This window comes from Labilithrix luteola, from assembly GCF_001263205.1.
GTDB lineage: Bacteria > Myxococcota_A > Polyangia > Polyangiales > Polyangiaceae > Labilithrix > Labilithrix luteola.
The window spans coordinates 3,588,026-3,608,278 of record NZ_CP012333.1 but is presented as its reverse complement, the minus strand read 5'-3'; the positions used below and the strand labels follow the sequence as shown (position 1 = coordinate 3,608,278).

Below are 20,253 nucleotides of genomic sequence, written 5' to 3'. Positions count from 1 at the left end.
GGGGTACTGTGAGCGGCCTTGCGACGGCTCACGCCCCCAACCCCCTTCCGTCCTTCCGCCCTTCCTGTGCCCTCTCTCTCGACTCAGGTTAGAGCCGACGGATTCAGAGCTCGATCTGGGTGCCGAGCTCGACGACGCGGTTCGAGGGGATCGAGAAGAAGGCGTTGGCGGGGCGCGCGTTGCGGCTCATGAAGGAGAAGAGCTGCTTGCGCCAGGTGGCCATGCCGCGGCGGTCGGTGATGAGGAGCGTTTCGCGGCCGAGGAAGAAGCTCGTGTCCGCCGCGTGGGTCTGAAGCCCTGCCTTGCGGCAGAGATCCAGCACCTCGATGACGTTCGGCGTCTGCATGAAGCCGTACACGGCCACGACCTGGTAGAGGCCCTGCCCGAGGTCGACGATCTTCTCGATGCGTGCGCTCGGCGCGAGCTCGGGAACGTGGCGCGTTTGGATCGAGAGGAGCACCACCTGCTCGTGGAGCACCTTGTTGTGCTTGAAGTGGTGGAGCATCGCGGGCGGGGCGCCGTCGGGGTTCGACGTCATGAAGATCGCCGAGCCCTTCACGCGATGCGGCTTGGTCATCGCCAGATCTTCGAGGAAGACCGTCATCGGCAGCGTGGCCGCGCGAATCGACTCACCGAGGCGAACACGCCCGGCGTGCCACGTGGTCATCAGCGTGAAGACGCCGACGCCGACGGCGAGCGGGAACCAGCCACCTTCGTGGATCTTGTTCACGTTCGCGCTGAAGAACGAGAGGTCGATGATGAGGAAGAAGCCGACGAGCGCCGTCGACGCGAGCGCGCTCCAGCCCCAGCGGCGGACGACGCCGTAGAAGAGGAGGCTCGTGATGCTCATCGTACCGGTGACAGCGATACCGTACGCCGCGGCGAGCTTCGACGACTCCTGCAGCGTGATGACGAGCGCGATGCACGCGACCATGAGCGCCGTGTTGATCTCCGGGATGAAGATCTGACCTTCGGCCTCGCCCGACGTGTGACGGATGGTCACGCGCGGCCAAAAGCCGAGCTGCACGGCCTGCTGCGTGAGCGAGAACGCGCCCGAGATGAGCGCCTGCGAGGCCACGATGGTGGCCAAGGTCGCGATGGCAACGAGCGGATAGCGCCACATGCCCGAGACCATCGCGTAGAAGGGATTGTCGACGTTGCCCTTCTCGAGGAGGAGCGCGCCCTGCCCGAAGTAGCAGAGGAGCAGCGCCGGATAGACGGCGAAGAACCAGGCCGCGCGGATCGGCTTTTTGCCGAAGTGGCCCATGTCCGCGTAGAGCGCCTCGCCTCCGGTGATGCAGAGGACGACCGCGCCGAGAATCAAGAAGCCGTGGACGCCGTGCGCCATGAAGAAGCGCGCCGCGTAGTGCGGGTTGATCGCGAAGAGGATGCTCGGGTGCTTCACGATCCACGAGGAGCCGAGACCCGCGATGGTGACGAGCCAAAGGAGCATCGTCGGACCGAAGACCGCGCCGACCTTCGCCGTGCCGCGCCGTTGCGCGAGGAAGAGCACGACGAGAATCACCACCGTGATGGCGACGATGACGGGCTTCGAGGACAGCGCCTCGCTGAACGTGAGGTGCGCGTGGAAGCCTTCGACGGTAGCCTCCGTGACCTTCGTGGCGGCGGCCTCGTTAGGCTGGCCTGCACCGAGACCTTCCACCGCCGAGAGCACGGAGATGGCCGGCGTGATGACGCCGTCGCCGTAGAGGAGCGCCGCGCCGAACAGCCCGAGCATCACGTAGATGCGCAGCGCCAGCGTCTTCTCGCCGGCCTTCGGCTTGAGCAGCGCCAGAAGCGCGAGGATGCCGCCTTCGCCGTGGTTGTCGGCGCGCATCACGAACGTCATGTACTTCACGACGATCACGAGCGTGAGCGACCAGAACACGAGCGACACGATGCCGAGTACGTTCTGTGGATTGACCTCTACGCCGTGCTCTCCGGAGAAACACTCCTTCAGCGCGTACAGTGGGGAGGTGCCGATATCGCCATAGACCACACCGAGCGCCGCAAGCGAAAGCTTGGACAGGTCGGCGAGTCCCGTGATCTTCGGCGCGTGGGTTACTTCGCCTGCGTGCTCTGCGGCAGAGCTCATCTGAGGGGGACGACGTTACTCCGCGTCATCGAGGCGCGCAACGCAGGCGCGTGCTATCCACTCCTCGAGGTCATGGCCGAGTCGACGCGCAATCCTGAACTGACGGCGAGCGCCGAAGCGCAGTCTCAGGCTCAGTCTCAGGCTCTGGCCGGTGGCGACGAGCGATCGGGCGTGGCACGCCTGGTGCTCGTCGTCCTTGCCATCGCGGTTGGGTTCGGTGTCGTGCCACGCCTGACGAGTGGCTACGGTTGCGGCCGAGCCGAAGACGCACCCGACTTCTCCGGCACGTTGGTGGCGAACGCCCCCGATCCGGCGAAGACGACGTTCAACCTGAGCGAGTTTCGTGGCCACCCCGTGCTGCTCGACTTCTGGGCCACGTGGTGCGGTCCGTGTCAGGCCGAGATGCCGATCATCAACGGCGTCGCCTCGCGCTTCAAGGACCAGGGACTCGTGGTGCTGGGCGTCAACACGAGCGACGCCGAAGGTCTCGCGGCGCGCTTCGTGGCGCGACGAGGCGTGACCTTTCCCATCGTCTACGACGTGAAGGACGCGATCGCGCAGAAGTTCGACGTCCACAACCTTCCGACGCTCATCTTGATCTCGAAGGAGGGCAAGATCATGGCGGTTCGTCAGGGCGTCACGAGCGATGCGGATCTGGAGCGCCTGATCCGCCGGGCTCTCTGATCTCGCCGGTCTCGTTGATCGGTCTCGTTCACCCGTCTCGTTCACCGCTGGGCTTCGTGCTCGCGCGCATCGGCAAGAAGAAGCGCGTGCCGGTGAGATCGTTCACGCCGCAATAGAGGTCGGCGTCGAACGTCTCCTTGAGCGTGCGCCACGTCATCACCGCTTCGACGCTGCCGGCGGCAACGACGCGCCCAGCCTTCATGAGCACGATGCGGTCGGCGAATTGCGCCGCCACGTTGAGATCGTGCATCACCACCAGGCACGCCAGACCGCGCTCCTTCACCTCCGCGGCCAGCAGCTCGTAGAGCTCCATCTGGTGGCGCACGTCGAGGAAGGCTCCGGGCTCGTCGAGGAGGAGCACCTTCGGCTCCTGTGCGAGTGCTCGCGCGATGGCCACGCGCTTCTGTTCGCCTCCGGAAAGCGCATGCGCAGGCCGATCCGCGAGGGCGACGAGATCGCAACGCACGATGGCGTCTTCGATCACGCGAGCGTCGTCCTCGGACGTTCGCATCCAAGCGCCCTGGTGGGGGGCGCGCCCCATCGCCACCACGTCACGCACGCTGAAGCCGAGCGCGTGCTCCTGCATTTGCTCGACGACGGCGAGGTTACGCGCCACGTCACCGCGCGTTCGCTTCGGATCGGTGAGCGACACGCCGAGGAGCTCAACCGATCCCGCAGACGGTTCGAGCAATCCCGAGGCCACGCGCACGAGCGTCGTCTTTCCGGCGCCGTTCGGCCCGAGAACGCACACCAGCTCCCCTGCATGCACGGCCAGATCCACGTCGCGCAGCTGGGCACGATCTCCCTTGGCACCGTCGTAAGACGCGGTGACACCTCGCAAGCGAAGGCACTCTCGACCGGGGGAGCTCAGGGGCTCTGGATAGCACGGCCCCCTTGACGCGGTGATCGGCTCCGTTTCTCATGCTGCGCCGTGCCGCGCTTCGAACGGACCTGGCCGGGAACTCCGCCGCAAGAGCGCGTGAACCCCTTCACGGGTGCGCGCATCCTGATCGCGGCGGTCCCCGAGCGTAAGGACGTCTTCGAGGTCGAGCTCCGCGGTCAGACGGTCGTCTGGTTTTCGCAGAAGCGCGGTGGACGACCTCGGACGAGCGAGTCGTCGTACGGCTCCCGCCAGCAGGCGCAGACGATCTACCAGCAGATCATCGCCCGCCAAGCGACGGCGAAGGGTCTGAAGGAGGTCGGTCCTTCACAACACCTCGGCCCCGCCGTTCCCGAAGGCTCGGGTTCGACCTTGCTGCTTGACGAGCTCTTCGCCGCCGGGGATCCCCGCGTGGTCGACGAGGTGCTCGGCTGCACCTCGCAGAAGAAACTCGGCGCGCTCGCCAAGCCTTGGTTCGAAGCCGCGTTCGAAGACGTGCGACCCGAGATGCGACGCGCGCTCCTTCGTTACGTGGACGACGGTTGCGATCGCCATTTCCATCGCCAGCTCGTGAAACGGCTCTTCAAACTCGCCGAGCAGCGCGGGGACGACGAGCTGATGGCTCACTTCTTGGTGGCCTTCGACCGCCTCTCGCGACGCATCATCGTCGAAGGGAAGATCTGGTCGCGGGGCTCCTACGTCACGCGGTCGGAGCTCGCGTCGAACCCCGCGCTGCTCGCCAAGATCTCGTCCAAGACCTCGCCGAAGGCCAAGACGGACCGCTTCACACGCGCCACCCGCCATTACCTCGCGCGACGCGTGTTCCGTTATTTCCGCACGATCGGCAGGTCCGACCCGGCTCGCTACGGCAAGGCCATGCGCCTCGCCATGCCGCTCTATCGCGACGAGCACCTCGATTCGTCGGCGCGCCTGCTCGACGCGTGGAGCCTGGTTCACGTGCTCTTCGCATGGTCCGACGTCATCGTGCGTGACCCCCGCGGAATTCGCGTGGCCGAGGGCCGCGCCGTGTCGGAGCTCTCTCCCGCCCCCTATTGGCCGGCGGCGTGGCGCGGCGTTCGCGACGAGCTCTTCGAGCAACTTGGACAAGCTCGAAGCCGCACGGTCCGCGTCTGGACCGCCCGCTGGCTCGAGAAGGAATACGCAGGGGAGCTCCAGGGTCTGCCCATCGCCATGCTGAGGCCTTTGCTCGCGAGCCCGCACGACGAGGTCGTCGCCTTCGCGGCCAAGCTCCTCGCGAGCGCGCGCGGCCTCGACACGGTGAGCGTCGACGAGTGGCTCGGCCTCTTGCGCATCGAGAATTTCGACGTCGTCCCGATGCTCGTCGATGCGTTCGAGAAGCACGTTTCGCCGAAGCGCGTTTCGCTCGAACAATGCATCGAGCTCGCGCTTTCGCGCATGGCGTCCGTCGCCGAGCTCGGGTTGCGCTGGGCACGACAGAAGGCAACGGGGAACGCCTCGGAGATCGCCACGATCGGACGTGTGGCTCAGGCCACCGTCGCGAGCGTGCGCACGGAGGGAGCCGCCTGGTTGCTCGCGCTCCTCGACGCGTCCGCACACTTCCGCCCCGAGCAGCTGCGCGATCTGTTCGATTCACGCTTCGCCGACGTGCGTACGGTCGCGGCCGAGTATCTCGAGAAGAAGCCGAAAGACGCGTCCGGCGTGCCGCTCTGGTTCTCGCTGCTCGAATCGCCGTACGACGACGTACGCGCGCTCGTGGTGAAAAACGCAGCCACCTGGCAACAAGAAGCCGGCCCCGACGAGCTCGCGCACCTCGCGAGCACCGTGATCCTCGCCGTCCACACCGGCGCCAACACGAAGCAGTCGATGCTCCGTCGCATCGCCGATCGCGCGGCCGAAAAGCCGGCCGAAGCCGATCGCTGGCTCCCCGTCCTTTCGTTCGCTCTCCGCTCGGTTCGCGTGCCCGAACGCGTCGGCGCCTTGGCCGCCCTCACGCGAGCCGCCGTGGCCCACGACGAGCTCCGAAGCGCGATCGAACGGCATTTGCCCGAGCTCTCCATCGGAGCACAGGTGGCACGATGACCAGCCTCGACGTTCGCTACAAAGGCGAGAGCGGCATGCGCCAGGCGGGCGGCGGGCAAGCGCTCGCCTTCGCGCCGAATCTCGCGCGACCGCCGGTGTTCTTCGACGGTGAGCTGCTCCATCCGCTCCGTTTCCGCGAAGCGATGAGCGCTCTGCACGACGTGGTCGTCGGCGATCTCAAAGCGAAGAAGAAGGACCGCTCCGCCTGGCTCGCCTGGAAGGACCAGCAGGCTCGCGAGGAGGCGCAGATACGCACGGCCGTCCTCGATCGCGCGCGCGTCGAAGAGGCGCGGAAGATCTCGAACGAGCCTCCGCCGAAAAACCTCAAGGGCGACTTCCAGAAGATGCATCGCCTCTACTGGGACGCGCGCGTGCGGTGGGCCAACGAGCTCTCGCGCAACGATCCGGCCCTGTTCCGCGCGCTCGTTCCCTGCGATCCGGTCGTGACGGTCGCGCCCGACGTCGTCTTCTTCGAATGCTTCGCCAAAGACGAATCGGCGTACGGCTGTCTGACGGTCGACCGCAACGCATTCGGCGGCGAGAGCGCAAGCGGCCTCGGCACCACGAACGTCGACTACTCGCTCGCGCTCTACGAGCACTTCCAGACGCTTCGCACCTACCGGTCGACGCGCTTGCTCGTCGACCCCACGGGCTTCGAGGTCCAGAACCAGGGCGGCGCGGGCTATCGCGAAGAGAAGATCGACCTGCCGCCCTCGTGGCTGCGCGGCTTCGGCCAGCTCCAGGCGGCCATGGCGCTGCCTGCAACGCGCGTCGAGCTCTCCGTCGACGCCGTCTATTCGCTCCTCGCCTACATGAAGCGGCACCGCGAAAAGGGCGGTCCGCGCAGCGTGCGATTCCAGCTCGCGCCGGGCAAAGTCCCGACGATGATCCTCGACCCGTGGGGTGTCGAGATCCGCTCGCACGGCGCGCCCTACGACGGTGCGATGGTCGGCGAAGTGAAGCTGTGGGGCCGGCGCCGACTCATGTCGCTCGCGCGCCTCTTGCCCATCACCGACCGCTTCGAGGTCCTCCTCTTCGGATCGGGGTTGCCGAGCATCTGGATCGCTCACATGGGCGAGATGCGCTTCGTGCTCGGCCTCAGCGGCTGGACCGCAAACGACTGGACGCGCGGCTCGAACCTCGACACGTTCTTCGGGGATTTCCAGGCCCCGGCGGGCACCGCCGACGCGCTCGCGCGCTATCTCGAGGTCACCCGCCTGGCCAAGGTCACCGAGCTCGAACGGCAGGTGAGCCTCCCGCGGCGGCAAGTGCTCGCGGGACTCCACGAGCTCGCCAAGCGCGGTCAGCTCGTCTACGACCACGCCTCCGAGCTCTATCGCTGGCGACCGCTCATGCCCGTCGCCCTCTCCGAGACGCTGCTCGGCCCGGAAAATCCCGAGCTCGAAGCCGCGCGCAAGATGGTGAGCGACGGCGCCGTGAAGCTCGAACGCGACGAGGCGCTCGGCGGCGGCCGGCGGCTCTTTGCGGCGCACGTCGGAGGAACCGGATGCGAAGGCATCGTCGATCTCGACGGCGCCTTCCGCGGCGCGAAATGCAGCTGCTCGTTCTTCTTCAGGAACCGCCTCCGCGCCGGCCCCTGCCGTCACCTCCTCGCGCTGCGCATGCATGCGACGAAGTCCGCGGTCGCGGCTCCCTCTCCGGTGGCTCACGTCACGACCGCGCCATCGAAGGGAATGCTCGTTCACCTCGCGGAGAATGTCGTCGCTTCGATGCAGACCGAGGCCGATCGCCGGGGCGAAACGCTCCACGCGATGGCGGCCCAGGCCTGGCGCATCGCCCGCGAGCACGTTCGCAAAGCCCCCAATCTCGACGCGCTCGCGTCGAAAGGGGCGAGCTCGCCCTACGCGCCCTACGCGCCCTACCGTGGAGGCGCGAAGGTCGCGCAGCTCCTCGCCCTGCCCGCCGACGTCGAAGGAGAGATTCAGCGCGAAGCTGCGCGCCTCGACGTCACCGTCTCACGCGTCGTCGAAGCCGCCTGGCTCGTCGCGAGCGACGTGATGCGCCTCACCTCTTCTCTTCTTTCTTGAACCATGGTTCTGTCTCTCTCGATCCAGTCCTGCAAGGAAGTCCGAGCGCACGAGACCATCATGCTGCGGCGTTCCGCCGTGGCGGCCGTTGCTTCTCCATGCTTCCCCACGCCCGATGTTCTTTTGGGCTCGCAGGGTGCCGTGTCGTTTCACCAGGGCAACAGATGTTTGCTCCAAACACGGCACCCCGGAGCCCTTCGTGATCGGACGCGGTCCTACGCACGAAGTCGAGCTCTCGGGCTTCCTTCCAGGACTGGATCATGAGCTTCTGGAACAAGGTCAAACAGTTCTTCGGGGCAGGTGAAGCGCCGGAAGGCCCGGCGAAGACCGGAGACGCGCTGTCTGCCCATGATGCTGCGCTGGTCCGCGAGGTCAGCGCGATCATCCAGATCAAGTGCCAGAACGGCGAGCTCTTCCAGGCGGTCGACGTCGCCGACCAAGGCGGCTACGCCGCGAAGGGCATTCCGCAAATCCGCGCCGCCTGCGCAGTGGTCGAAGCGCTCCACGACACGGGCCGCTTCGATGCCCTCGGCTACACGCGCACCGATGCCGTCTATCACCCGGTGGGCGCGAGCCCGGACTCGTACGTCCGTCCGCGCGCCGCTGCGCTCGGGTCGCCTCCCGCGCCTGCACCACGCCCCGCTCCCGTCGCGCAGCCAGCGCCGGTCTCGGCCGTCCGCCAGGCCGACGCCAAGGACCCGCTCGACGGCGGCGACATCCTCGGGCTCTCCGCCGAGGACTTCCGCAAGCGCGCGCTGAAGATCAATCCGTACCGCACGGCCTGGATCGGACGCGTCGACACGATCCCTCCGCAGAGCGACGAGCGCACGGCCCTCATCGATCGCGGCCTCATCCTCCGCGGCATGCTCAAGCCCGAGCAGATCACCGAGATCCATCGCGTGGGCGATCTGTGGCTCAAGCACCACGACGCGATGAGGATCGCGGAGATCGCCGCGCAGAAGAACGCCGACGCGTTCCTCGAGGCACGCCGCGCCGAGAAAGCTGCGCTCAAGGAGCAAAAGAAGCGCGAGGCCGACGAGCGGCGGGCCAAGCGGAAGGCGGAGATCGCCCAGCGGCGCGCGACCGACATCGTGTTCCTCGGCCGCGGCGTCTCCGCCGGCCTCGCCGACCGCCGCACGCACATCGAGGAGCTCGCACGCCGGGGGCTGCCGATCCTGTCGACGCCGCAAGACGTCGCGAAAGCACTCGGCCTCGACGTACCGCGCCTCCGCTGGCTCGCGTTCCACGCGGAAGCGCCCGCGCGCACGCACTACGTCCACTTCGAGATTCCGAAGCGGAGCGGCGGCACACGCCTGCTCTCCGCCCCGCACGACGATCTGAAGAAGGCGCAGCACTGGATCCTCGAGTTCATTCTCTCGAAGCTCCCGGTGACGGAGGCCGCGCACGGCTTCGTGCCCGGTCGCAGCACGGTCACCAACGCGCGTATGCACGTGGGGCGCGACGTGGTGGTCAATTGCGACCTCAAGGACTTCTTTCCCTCGATCACGTTCAAGCGTGTGCGCGGTGTCTTCGAGGTCATCGGCTACTCGCCCGCGGTCTCGACGATCCTCGCGCTCTTGTGCACGGAAGCTCCGCGCACGAAGGTCGTGCACGAGGGTCGCGAGTTCTGGGTCGCGGTCGGTGAACGCGCGCTCCCGCAAGGCGCCCCGACGAGCCCCGCCCTCTCGAACCAGATTGCCCGCAAGCTCGATCAGAGGCTCGAAGGCGTCTGCAAGAAGATCGGTTGGTCGTACACGCGCTATGCGGACGACCTGACGTTCAGCGCCGAGAGCGGACAGCGCGAGCGCATCGGGTGGCTACTCGCGCGCGTGCGCCACATCGCGCAGAACGAAGGATTCGCGCTCAACGCGAAGAAGACGCGCGTGCAGCGCAACGCACGCCGGCAGGACGTCACGGGCGTCGTCGTCAACGACAAGCCGGCGACGCCGCGCGAGGAGATCCGTCGCTTGCGGGCGATCCTCCACGGCGCCAAACGAACAGGCCTCGAAGGACAGAACCGGCAGGGGCACCCGGCGTTCGAAGCCTACGTGCGAGGCAAGATCGCCTACGTCTCGATGATCGATCGCGAAAAGGGAGAGAAGCTCCGTCGCGAGCTCGACGTGATCACGGGCTCGTAAAAGGCTGTCGCGTCCCGCGACGCAGACCGACGAAGCGGGCCTTCTCTGCCCCGAGCCGTGCCGAACGACGTACCGACCGCACCCCGCTCGCGCTCGCTCGCGCTGGTTCGACCAAAATGCGGCAGCGCAACAATTCGGTCTGGGCGTTCGGACCCGAACTACCTGTGGGTTGCTGCGTCGTTCAGGCCCCCCATGTCCTCGCCTTCGTGTATCGTTGGCTATAGGAGCTCCCGTGGACAGCAAGCCCCAACCCGATAGCGCAGCAGCAGCAGGAACGAGCGGCGGCGCAGGCGGCGCAGGAACGGGCTCGGGCTCGGATCGACCGCGCCGCATCATCAAGCGGTATTCGAACCGAAAGCTGTACGACACCAAGGACAGCCGCTACGTCACGCTGCTTCAGATCGCGGAGATGGTTCGCACCGGTGAAGAGGTGCAGATCATCGACAACAACACGAAGGAAGACCTCACCGAGGTCACCCTCGCGCAGATCATCTACGAAGAGCAGAAGCAGAAGGCGTCCACGAGCCGCAACGTTCCGCTCCAGACGCTCAAGGAACTCATTCACCAGCGCACCGAGAAGGTCCTCAGCGACCTTCGCGAGGGCCCCATCGGCCGCCTCATTCCGGGCGCCAAGGGCGAACCCGGCAAGCCTGGTGAAGGTGGGACGCCGACGCCCCCGCAAGTTCAGGAAAACGGCACCGCACCGTCCTCCGCGACGATGCAAGCGGCTGCTCCGGTTGTACCGCCCGGCACCGTGACGACGCCGACAACGGGCGGCGCCAAGCCGAGCCTCGTCGACCAGGCGAAAGAGACCCTGGAAGACTGGCAGCACAAGATCGACGAACGCGTGAAGGCGGTCGTTCCGAATCTTCTTCCGTGGCAGCAGCTTCAGCTCGAGATCAAGCGCCTGAACGCGCGGATCGAAGAGCTCGAAGAAAAAGTGAAAACGCTCCAGAAGCGTTAGGCCGGTCCTCTCGCTCTCGGCGCTCTCGGCGCTGACACGTGCGCAGTCGTTGGCGTGGGCCGCGCGTGGGCCTCGCGCCCGCGCGGCGATTCCACACGCGGCCGAGCAGACGCCCGCAGACGATCGGGGATCGACGATAGCGAGTCTACGATTGCGGCGCGCCACCGAGCACGCCTCGGCCGGTCAAGCGACAAGCTGAGCCACGTGCGCCAGCCTGCGCCAATGTGCCACCGCAACCGGCCCTGCGAGCCCGGGCTCGACCGTGCTGTGCCAGCTCCGGAAGATCTCAAGCAAGCCGTGCAGTTAGGCACCGGCGCCGGAGCTCCGAACGTGAGCTCATGCGACTCTCTGCATCGCGTCGCTAGACCTTTGGAATAGGGCGCTTAACCTCCCTGTTGCGTCGGACAGAGAAGGCAGTCGACGCGCATGAGGTCCTCTACTCTTATGGAAAAGAAGAAGGTCGTCGACGGGTTCGCCGAAGAGGCCGTCGGTCATCTGGACGCCCTGTACGCGGTGGCGTGCAAGCTGACCCGGAATCCCTCGGAAGCCGAGGACCTCGTTCAGGACACCCTGCTCAAGGCGATGCGGGCGCGTGACCAGTTCAACGCCGGCACGAACCTGAAGGCGTGGCTGTTCCGCATCCTGACGAACACCTTCATCAACAAGTATCGCCGCGGCGGGCTCGAACGCTCGGTGCTCGAGGGGCCGGATGCCGATCCGCTCGTCGATGGCTGGGTCAGCGCCGCGACCATGCGCCAACTTCGCGATCCGGAGCAGCAAGCCCTGTTGCCCATCGTCGAGGGCGAAGTGCAGCGCGCGCTCGATTCACTCCCGGCGGAATTCAAGCTCGCCGTCGTCCTCTGCGACGTCGAAGAGTTCAGCTACGAGGAGATTGCGCAGATCATGGGCTGCCCGATCGGCACCGTGATGAGCCGCCTGCACCGCGGCCGTAAACTGCTCCAGCGTTCCCTCTACAACCACGCCCTCGCTCTCGGTATCGTGAAGGGCGAACCTGTGTCAGAAGCCAAGCACGAGCCGATGATCAAAGACGAGCAACCTGCCGACTTGGCCGCGTTCCGTGCACGTAAGAGGGGAGCGGCGTAGTCATGTCGTCCCCGTCTGAAGGCTGCAAATCAACGGCGCATCTGCTCGGAGCTCACCTCGATGGTCAGCTCGACGCCGTGAAGACCCTCGAGGTCGAAGACCATCTCAGTGCGTGTGAAGTCTGTCGTGAGCGCCTCGCGCTCGATCGCGCGCTTCGAGGCTCGCTGAAGAAGGCCGTGAAGACGGCGACGCCGCAAGACGTCCGGGCCCGCATGTTGGCCGCGATGACTGCGGAGACGGCGCGCGAAGTCGGTCGTCTCGAAGAAAACGAGGCCGAAGAAGCCCGCTCGTCCCTCGCGTTGGATCGGCCGCTAAACCAGGGCAGCCCGGCCAAGCCGGGGCGCGGCATGCTCCGCCACTGGCGCACGATGCTTCCGCTGGCCAGCGCCGCGGCTCTCGCCCTCGCGTGGGGCTCGGCATCCAAGCAGCCGGTCACCCTGGGTTCGACGGGCCTCACGAGCGCCGGGTTCGGCAACGACGAGCTGCTCCGCGAGTTCGTCGCGCAGCACTCGCGTCCGCTTCCTCCCGAGCAGACCGACCCGAAGCAGGTCAGGCAGCTCGAACGCTACGTCGGTGTTCCGGTCCACGTTCAGCAGTTCGCGCCCTTCTCGCAGAACCAGAACGCGCGCTTCGTTGGTGGTCGCGTCGTGCCGGTTCACGGCAGCGAGCGCGCAGCGATGCTGCAGTACGAGCTCTCGCAGGGCAGCAACGTCCAGCGCGTCACGGTCTTCGTCTACAACCCGCGCAACGTGCAGGTCGGCGGTGCGCACCTCGCGCCGCGGGCCATCGGCACCGCCGAAGTGCGGGTCGGTCAGACCGACGGTTACTCGGTCGTCGTCCGCGAGCAGGGCGGAGTCGGCTACACCTACGCGAGCGATCTCGACCCCGAGACCAGCGCGAAGATGGTGGCCGCTGCCGCCAGCGACTGACACGGCCCCTCGAAGAAAGCGCCATGGGTCGGGACTAGGTCGTGCGCCTCGGGCGTACGGTCCCGACCATGAAGCTGCGAACTTCCCTTCTCACGACCTGCATTTTCGTCGGCAGCCTTCTCGCCACGGCAGCCTGCGGCTCACCGGCGCCTCGTGACGCCAGCCAGGCGTCACACGCCGATACGCGCGATCTGCAGACCGTCTGCGAGCGCGCCGAGCACGAGGGTCAAGGCCATCTCGGCATCGCGGCACTCCACGTCGAGAGCGGCGAGCGCTTCGCATTCCACGGGGAAGAGCGCTTCCCCATGCAGAGCGTCTTCAAGCTTCCGCTCGCGATCGAGCTCCTCGCGCACGTCGACGCGGGGGATCTGCGGCTCGACGATGAAGTGACCATCCGGCCGAGCGATCTTCGACCCGGCCCTGGAGGCGCCCTCGCCGACGAGCTCCCGAACGGTGGAACGCGCTCGATGCTCGCACTGCTCGAACGCATGGTCATCGCGAGTGACAACACCGCGGCCGACATTCTTCTCGAACGCGTCGGCGGACCTCGCAAGGTGACCGATCGACTGCACGCGCTCGGCATCGAGGGCGTCGACGTGAGCCGCTCGGAGGCCGATCTCCACTTCGATTTCACGGGCGTCACGCAAAGGCCGCCGCGCGACACGTGGACCCTCGCCAAGCTGCACGAGGTGACGAACACGCCGCCCGCCGTCCGTAGGAGCGCCCTCGCCACCTACCTCGCCGATCCGCGCGACACGGCGAAGCCCAACGCGATGGTCGATCTCCTGCTCCGCGTGCACCAGCGCAAGGTGCTGAAGCCCGAGAGCGGAGAGCGCCTCGTCTCGATTCTCGAACGCACGACGACGGGGAAAAAGCGGCTTCGTGGGCTCTTGCCGCCCGAAACGGTGGTGGCCCACAAGACGGGCATGTCCGACACCACCGATGGCGTGACGGCGGCGACGAACGACGTCGGCATCATCACCTTGCCGGGCAATGCCGGGCACGTCGTGATTGCCGCGTTTCTCTCGAACTCGAAGGGCGACGACGACACGCGCGACCGGGCGATTGCGACCGTAACCCGCGCCATGGTCGACCATTTCACCAAACGCTGACTCGCGGGAGCCCGACCACGCCGTCACGCTGCCTTGGCGGAGGGGTTGGTAGTAACGTTCGGCGCCATGAAGGCGACGGACACGGAAGCTCGAGCAAGCACCAACGCGCGGTTGCGCCTCGTAGGTGGAAGCCTGGTCATCACGGCGGCCTTCCTCACCGCCGGATGCGGGAGCTCCCCCAGCCCCACCGCGCAGGCGCCCTCGATGCCGACGAGTGCACCGCCCGTCCCGCCGAAGCCCGTCGCGAGCGAGCCCACTGACGACGACCTGCTCTACCTCGAACAGGTCGACGGAGAACGCTCGCTCGCGTTCGCACGGGCTCACAACACGGTGTCCGAGGGCGAGCTCACCGCCGCTCCGGGCTTTCGTGCGCTGGAAGCGCGCTTGCTCGCCGTCCACGGCTCGAAGGACAAAATCCCCGCGCCGTGGGTCGTCGGCAGCACCGTCCGGAACTTCTGGACCGACGGCGATCACCCGCGCGGGATCTTGCGAACGACGAGCTTCGCGGATTTCAAGAAGCCGTCCCCCACGTGGACGACGCTCCTCGACATCGACGCGCTCAACAAGGCCGAGAACGAGAGCTTCGTCTACCACGGCATGACGTGCCTCTATCCGCGCGAGGTCAAGTGCCTCGTGCGGCTGTCACGCGGCGGTGGCGACGCCGAGATCGTGCGCGAGTTCGACGTCGAGAAGAAGGCCTTCGTGAAGGGCGGCTTCGAGCTTCCGCAGGCGAAGTTGAACGTATCCTGGAAGGACGAGAACACGATCTACGTCGGCACGGACTTCGGCCCGGGCTCGATGTCCAAGGCGGGCTACCCGCGCATCTCCAAGGAATGGAAGCGCGGCACGCCGCTCGCGAGCGCCAAGACGATCTTCGAGGCGCACGAGTCGGACCTCGGCGGAGGTTGTTCGCGCAGCTTCACGCACGGGCACGCGCAGGACGAGTGTTCGCGCGCCATCGACTTCGAGCGCCACGAGGTGTCCCTTCTCCAAGGCGGAAAGCTCATTCGCCTCGACGTGCCGGAAGACGCGAACGTGGTTCCGTGGGACGAAGATCTCTTCGTGCGCCTCCGCTCGGACTGGCGCGTTGGTGACAAGACCTACGCGAAGGGCAGCTTGCTCGCCGCGAAGCTCACGCCGTTCCTGGCAGGGAAGCGCGAGTTCCAGGTGCTCTTCGAGCCCACGGCCGGGACGTCGCTCAAGACGCTCACCACCCTGAAAAACAAGCTCGTCATCAACGTCCTCTCCGACGTGAAGAGCAAGATCTCCATCTTCGCGCGCAAGAGCCCGACGAGCCCGTGGGTAGCGAGCCCACTCGACGAGAACGCCGGCTCCATTCACGTCGGACCCGTCGACGACGACAGCACCGACGACGTGTGGCTCTGGACCGAAGATTTCACGGTCCCCAACACCCTCTCGTACTGGAACACGACGACCGGCAAGCGCGAGGTCATCAAGCGTAATCCGTCGTTCTTCGAGGCGTCCGGCCTGGAGGTCAGCCAGCACTTCGCGACGTCGAAAGACGGCACCAAGATTCCCTACTTCGAGGTCCGCAAGAAGGGCGAGACCAAGCCGGGTCCGACGTTGCTCTCGGCCTACGGTGGGTTCGAGATCTCCCAGACGCCGAGTTACGGCGCTGCGCGCGGCGTGGCATGGCTCGAGCGCGGAGGCACGTTCGTCCTCGCAAACCTCCGCGGCGGTGGCGAGTACGGCCCCGAATGGCACAAGGCGGCCATCAAGGAAAAGCGTCAGAACGCCTACGACGACCTGGCGGCCGTGGCCGAGGACCTCGTCCATCGCGGCGTGGCCACGGCGAAGACGCTGGGCGTCATGGGCGGAAGCAACGGCGGTCTCCTCACGAGCGTGATGCTCACGCAGCGCCCCGAGCTGTTCGGGGCTGTCGTGAGCATGGTGCCCCTCACCGACATGAAGCGGTACCACAAGCTTCTCGCCGGAGCCTCGTGGATGAGCGAATACGGAGATCCGGACAACGCCCAGGACTGGGCCGCGCTCGCCAAGTTCTCCCCGCTCCACAACACGAAGCGCGGCGCGGCCTACCCACCGGTGCTCTACACCACGTCCACCAAGGACGATCGCGTGCACCCTGGACACGCGCGCAAGATGGTCGCCCGCCTCGAGGCCGAAGGTTACAAGCCGCTCTATTACGAAAACATCGAGGGTGGTCATGGAGGCGCGGCCGATCTCAAGCAGCGGGCGTACGTCGACGCGCTCGTCTACACGTTCCTCGCCTCTCGACTCGGATTGAACTGAAGGGCGACATACGCCCTTCCCGTTGCGGATTCGTCACACGTCGTGTCGGTCCCGCATCGGGCCCCTCGGATTTCGGCGTCGCGCACGCGCGAGACGCGTTTTGCACGGGCGCGGCCGCACGCGAGATCGTAGTGCTTAGCCGTGCGAACGAGGCTTTCAGCGTGTTCGGGGCTCGCTCTCGCTGGTCTGCTCGTCTTGGCTCTCGCGCCTGCGTCAGCCGCGTGCGGCTCGGACAGCGATGCGAACGCACGAGGTCCCGGCACGGAGCAGCAGACCGGTCCGGGAGCCGATGGCACCACGCCTGCGTCCGGCGTCTTCCTCGTCTACGGTGACGACGTCGACGCAGCCGTCCGCGCACGCATCACTTCGCTCGTCGGAAGTGCCCTGGGAAGGGCCCCGCAGGAGATCGCCGCCGACGCCCTTCCGATTTCGCTCGCGGCGGATTCGCTCGCCCTTGCGATCGGCAACTCGAGTGTCGCGCGCTCGGTGATCCCCGCGTCGGACCTCGGCTCTCTCCCCGCCGAGAGCTACGTCCTTCGTTCGGCGAAGCGAGGCGACGGCATGCTGCTCGTGGCCGACGGCGTTCCAGCGAAGATCCGACCTCACGGCAACCTCGGCGCGCTCCACGGCGCTTATGCGCTGCTCGAGGAGCTCGGCTTCGCGTTCCTTCATCCGCTCGCCCCCACCGTTCCTCCGACGCTCGGCATTCCTTCGAAGGCCATCGATCGTCGCGAATCGCCGCGCTGGGACGAGCGCATCATCCATCTCCACACGCAGCACCCCCTCGAGCTCACCGAGATGCTCCAGGGGTGGGGCAGCGCGGGCCCTGACGACGCGGCCGGCTTCGAAGCGATGCTCCCCGAGTGGGATCGCTTTCTCGAGTGGTGCATCGCGAACGGCGAAAACGCGGTCGAGTGGTTCCTCCTGACCGCGAAGTCGTGGGCGGCGTTCGCCGATTCCGATGTGCGCCTCGAACGTCTCGCGAAGCTCGTCGAGCGGGCGCACGCGTTCGGCATCCAGGCGGGCATCGACGCGCCGATCGCGTTCGCGCAGCAGCACAGCTACCGCATGCTCCCGAACGGCGGCGGCGACGGTGACGTGAACGAAGAGCTCGCGCAGATCGACAAGAGCATCGACTGGCTCATGCGCGCGCACTGGGACTTCGTGAACATCGAGGCCGGAACGAGCGAGTTCACCCATCCGGCGCCCGAGCGCATGCTCGCGTGGATGAACGAGGTGCCGAAGTACCTCGACGCCCACTATTCGGGCACGACCTCGGCCATCAAGGTGCATTGCTCGCAAGGCCAGGTCGCCGACGGCTACCCCGATCCCATCACGGGCAAGCCGATCAACTTCAACATGCTGCCGCATCATGCCGATCCGCGGCTCGGCGTGTTGCCCCACACCGTCCAGCACTACGGTCTGACCGATCCAGCCCCGACCTACGGCAACACGGACTTCGGATACATGCGCGACTTCATCCGCGCCGAAGCCGGTTCACGCCGCGTGATCTGGTACCCGGAGTCGGCGTACTGGGTGAGCTTCGACATCGACGTTCCGCTCTTCTTGCCGCTCTACGCGGATCGGCGTCTCTCCGACCTACGCCTCATCGCCGCCGACGAAGATGCCGGGAAACTGGGCCTCGGCCCGAACGCAGGCAAACACATCGACGGCCAGCTCGTCTTCTCGAGCGGCTGGGAATGGGGCTATTGGCTCAACGACGTCGTCGCGGCGCGCGCTGCGTGGCAACCGGAGCCGAACGCCGCCTCGCAAGAAGCCGCGCTTCGGAGTGCGCTCGGTGCCCGCTTCCGCGTGTTCGGGGCCGCGCAGAACGACGTCGTCGATTTCGTCGTCGACGTGGTGAAGGCCGAGCAGGAGCTCCTGATCGAAGGGCGCGTGAACGGCAATCCGCCCAAAACCATCGCCATGCGCAATGGCCAGGCGTACCTCCAGGGCTGGGAGACGTGGGACGACGTCGCCAAGCTCGCGCAGGGTACGCCCGCCAAAGCCTTCGCCATGACCCAGCCCGACAAGCTCGGCCTCGTCGACATGCGCAATCCGCTGCATGGCGGACCGGGTTATTCGGCGGAGGTCGGGCCGCTCCTCGCCGCGATGGAAACGCGCTTCGGAGCCCTCGCCGATCGCGGCGATGCGCTCCGCGCCAAGATCCCCGCGCACGCGCGCGATCTCTACGACGACCTCGCCGACGCGATGCGCATGACCGCCCTGCGCGCCAAGCAGGTGCATGGGCTCTACGACTACGTCGACGGTTACTGGGATACACCCGACGCCACGCGCCGCGCGCGACTCACGGAGGCTCGCCACGCGCTCGACACGGCGCAGACGATCGTGACCGAGCGCGAGAAGCGCTACCGCGTGCCCGCCGATCGGATCGCGGCGTGGCGAGACAACCCGACGGCCTACGAGTACGGCTACCTCTGGAGTGTCCGCCGGCTCTTCTACTGGTGGCGTGACGAGGGCAAGGCCGTCGATCACCCGACGTTTCCTTGCTACCTGAACGTCATCAACCCGGTCGACGTCGCCTTCGGCGAAGGCATGGGAACCGACGCCGCGCGACTGTTCGGCGACCTGCTCTCGAGCGACGACCAGCGCGGCTGCCTCGCGGAGCCGACTTCGGAGCCGACCTTCCCACAGGATGGGCTGCGCACGCGCCCTTGAACGCGCGATTTGACGCCCGCGGACGCCGCTTCGCGCTAGTAGGGAGCCGGCCATGAAGAGTCCGCTCGAGTCGCTCCGCGCTCACCTCCCCGCCGAAGCTTTCGCCATCCTCACCCAGCACGACGCGCAGCGCACGCCGGGCAGCAAGAAGGAGCTGGCAACCCTTCTCAAGGACAACGAGTACACACTCACCGCGACGGTGGCGAAGTTCGACGCCACCTTCGGCGGACTCGACGTGCCCGACCACGAGAGCGCGGCAAACCAAGAGGACGACGACATCTGGCTCATCGGCGCCGAAAACTGCCTCCAGAGCGGCCTGCACGAGCCGCTTCGCGGCGGCGAAGGCCTCGAGCACGAGCAGCTCATTCCGGTCGTGTACAGCCCCGACGGCGTCGTTTACTTCATCGGTGCGGACGGGCTCGGCTGGGGCCAGGACACCGTCGAGCAGTCGCACGCTCAGCCCTGCGCCGACGATGGGGCCACGATGCTCGCGCGCATCCTGCTCGAACGCGCGGCGGATTCGGCGACGTATACGTCGAAGACCTCGAAGGGCAAGCACGGCGCGAAGCTCGCCAAGGAGCGCAAGCTCGCACCCGTGAAGCAGGCGTCGGACAGCTTCGCACGCTGGTGGGCTGGAGCTTCGGGCTTCGTCGCCGAGTATGCGGGCAGTGAAGGCGGCGGCGCGTGGACGCTCGTGCTCACCGCGAAGGGCGCCAAGGCCCCGAAGAAGGCGGCCACCAAGAAGGTCGTGACGAAGAGGCCGAGCGCCAAGAAGACGGCCAAGAAGGTCGCGGCTCCGAAGAAGGTCGAGACGAAGAAGCCGAGCGCCAAGAAGGTCGCGACCAAGAAGACGGCCTCGAAGAACGCCCCCGCAAAGAAGGCGCCCGCGAAGGCCGCGCCCAAGAAGACGACGCGCAAGCGATGAGCGAGCCGCTGGTCGTAGCGCTCTCGAAGCGCCAGCTCGAGGCCTACAACCGAGCCGATCTCGACGCGTTCTGCGCCTGCTACCACGCCGACGTGATGGTGCTCGACCACGAGGGCACGTGCACCACGCGCGGCATGGACGCGTTCCGCGAGCGTTACCGCACGATGTTCGACGCGCATCGTGACGTGCACGGGCGTGTCGACGAGCGCATCGTCCTCGGCGAGCACGTCGTCGAGCTCGAGCACTGGTCGCGTGTTCGCAAAGACACCGGCGAGCGCGTGTCGGGCACCGTCGTGGTCCGCTACACCGAGCAGGACGGACTGATTCGCATCGCCGAGTTCCTCCGACCGCGCGGCTGAAAAC

Annotated in this window: 14 protein-coding genes; 12 read left to right on the top strand and 2 right to left on the bottom strand. The window is 66.8% G+C overall.

Features of this window, described 5'->3' with window-relative positions:
- Positions 1-103: 103 nt before the first annotated feature.
- Positions 104-2,095 (bottom strand): potassium transporter Kup, encoded by a 1,992-nt coding sequence (locus tag AKJ09_RS16105; RefSeq protein WP_146648086.1) that lies wholly within the window; start codon positions 2,093-2,095, stop codon positions 104-106.
- Positions 2,096-2,167: 72 nt separating this feature from the next.
- Between AKJ09_RS16105 and AKJ09_RS16100 the strand changes: the two genes are divergently transcribed.
- Positions 2,168-2,779 carry a TlpA family protein disulfide reductase gene (locus AKJ09_RS16100; protein ID WP_146648085.1) on the top strand — a complete coding sequence of 204 codons (612 nt, stop codon included), beginning with the start codon at positions 2,168-2,170 and terminating at the stop codon, positions 2,777-2,779.
- A 28-nt stretch (positions 2,780-2,807) separates the two neighbouring features.
- Here the strand turns inward: AKJ09_RS16100 and AKJ09_RS16095 are convergent, their stop codons facing one another.
- Complete coding sequence (locus tag AKJ09_RS16095; RefSeq protein ID WP_240488494.1) at positions 2,808-3,620, bottom strand: ABC transporter ATP-binding protein; 813 nt, start codon at positions 3,618-3,620, stop codon at positions 2,808-2,810.
- Positions 3,621-3,710: 90 nt separating this feature from the next.
- Here AKJ09_RS16095 and AKJ09_RS16090 point away from each other — a divergent pair, with 90 nt between their 5' ends.
- The 11 genes from AKJ09_RS16090 to AKJ09_RS16040 all read left to right on the top strand — a co-directional run bounded on the left by AKJ09_RS16090 (position 3,711) and on the right by AKJ09_RS16040 (position 20,249).
- Positions 3,711-5,720, top strand: a complete 2,010-nt coding sequence (locus tag AKJ09_RS16090; protein ID WP_146648084.1) for a hypothetical protein — start codon at positions 3,711-3,713, stop codon at positions 5,718-5,720.
- Positions 5,717-7,768, top strand: coding sequence for an SWIM zinc finger family protein (locus AKJ09_RS16085; RefSeq protein ID WP_146648083.1), 2,052 nt, complete (start codon positions 5,717-5,719; stop codon positions 7,766-7,768). Before AKJ09_RS16090 ends, AKJ09_RS16085 begins: the two co-directional genes overlap by 4 nt.
- A 260-nt stretch (positions 7,769-8,028) precedes the next feature.
- Positions 8,029-9,906 carry a reverse transcriptase family protein gene (locus AKJ09_RS16080; RefSeq protein WP_205633720.1) on the top strand — a complete coding sequence of 626 codons (1,878 nt, stop codon included), beginning with the start codon at positions 8,029-8,031 and terminating at the stop codon, positions 9,904-9,906.
- 232 nt (positions 9,907-10,138) lie between these two features.
- Positions 10,139-10,870, top strand: a complete 732-nt coding sequence (locus tag AKJ09_RS16075; protein WP_146648082.1) for a polyhydroxyalkanoate synthesis regulator DNA-binding domain-containing protein — start codon at positions 10,139-10,141, stop codon at positions 10,868-10,870.
- Between the two features lie 444 nt (positions 10,871-11,314).
- On the top strand, positions 11,315-11,974 hold the full coding sequence (locus AKJ09_RS16070; protein WP_146648081.1) for a sigma-70 family RNA polymerase sigma factor: 660 nt from the start codon (positions 11,315-11,317) through the stop codon (positions 11,972-11,974).
- A 2-nt stretch (positions 11,975-11,976) separates the two neighbouring features.
- On the top strand, positions 11,977-12,903 hold the full coding sequence (locus tag AKJ09_RS16065; RefSeq protein WP_146648080.1) for an anti-sigma factor family protein: 927 nt from the start codon (positions 11,977-11,979) through the stop codon (positions 12,901-12,903).
- Positions 12,904-12,971: 68 nt separating this feature from the next.
- On the top strand, positions 12,972-14,015 hold the full coding sequence (gene bla, locus AKJ09_RS16060) for a class A beta-lactamase (protein ID WP_146648079.1): 1,044 nt from the start codon (positions 12,972-12,974) through the stop codon (positions 14,013-14,015).
- A 66-nt stretch (positions 14,016-14,081) separates the two neighbouring features.
- A complete protein-coding gene (locus AKJ09_RS16055) occupies positions 14,082-16,286 on the top strand; it encodes a prolyl oligopeptidase family serine peptidase (RefSeq protein ID WP_205633719.1) in 2,205 nt (734 codons plus the stop codon).
- 141 nt (positions 16,287-16,427) lie between these two features.
- Positions 16,428-18,965: a hypothetical protein gene (locus AKJ09_RS16050; protein WP_146648078.1), complete on the top strand. Its 2,538-nt coding sequence runs from the start codon at positions 16,428-16,430 to the stop codon at positions 18,963-18,965.
- A gap of 52 nt (positions 18,966-19,017) precedes the next feature.
- Positions 19,018-19,890: a hypothetical protein gene (locus AKJ09_RS52995; RefSeq protein WP_169927575.1), complete on the top strand. Its 873-nt coding sequence runs from the start codon at positions 19,018-19,020 to the stop codon at positions 19,888-19,890.
- A complete protein-coding gene (locus AKJ09_RS16040; protein ID WP_146648077.1) occupies positions 19,887-20,249 on the top strand; it encodes a nuclear transport factor 2 family protein in 363 nt (120 codons plus the stop codon). Before AKJ09_RS52995 ends, AKJ09_RS16040 begins: the two co-directional genes overlap by 4 nt.
- Positions 20,250-20,253: the final 4 nt, after the last annotated feature.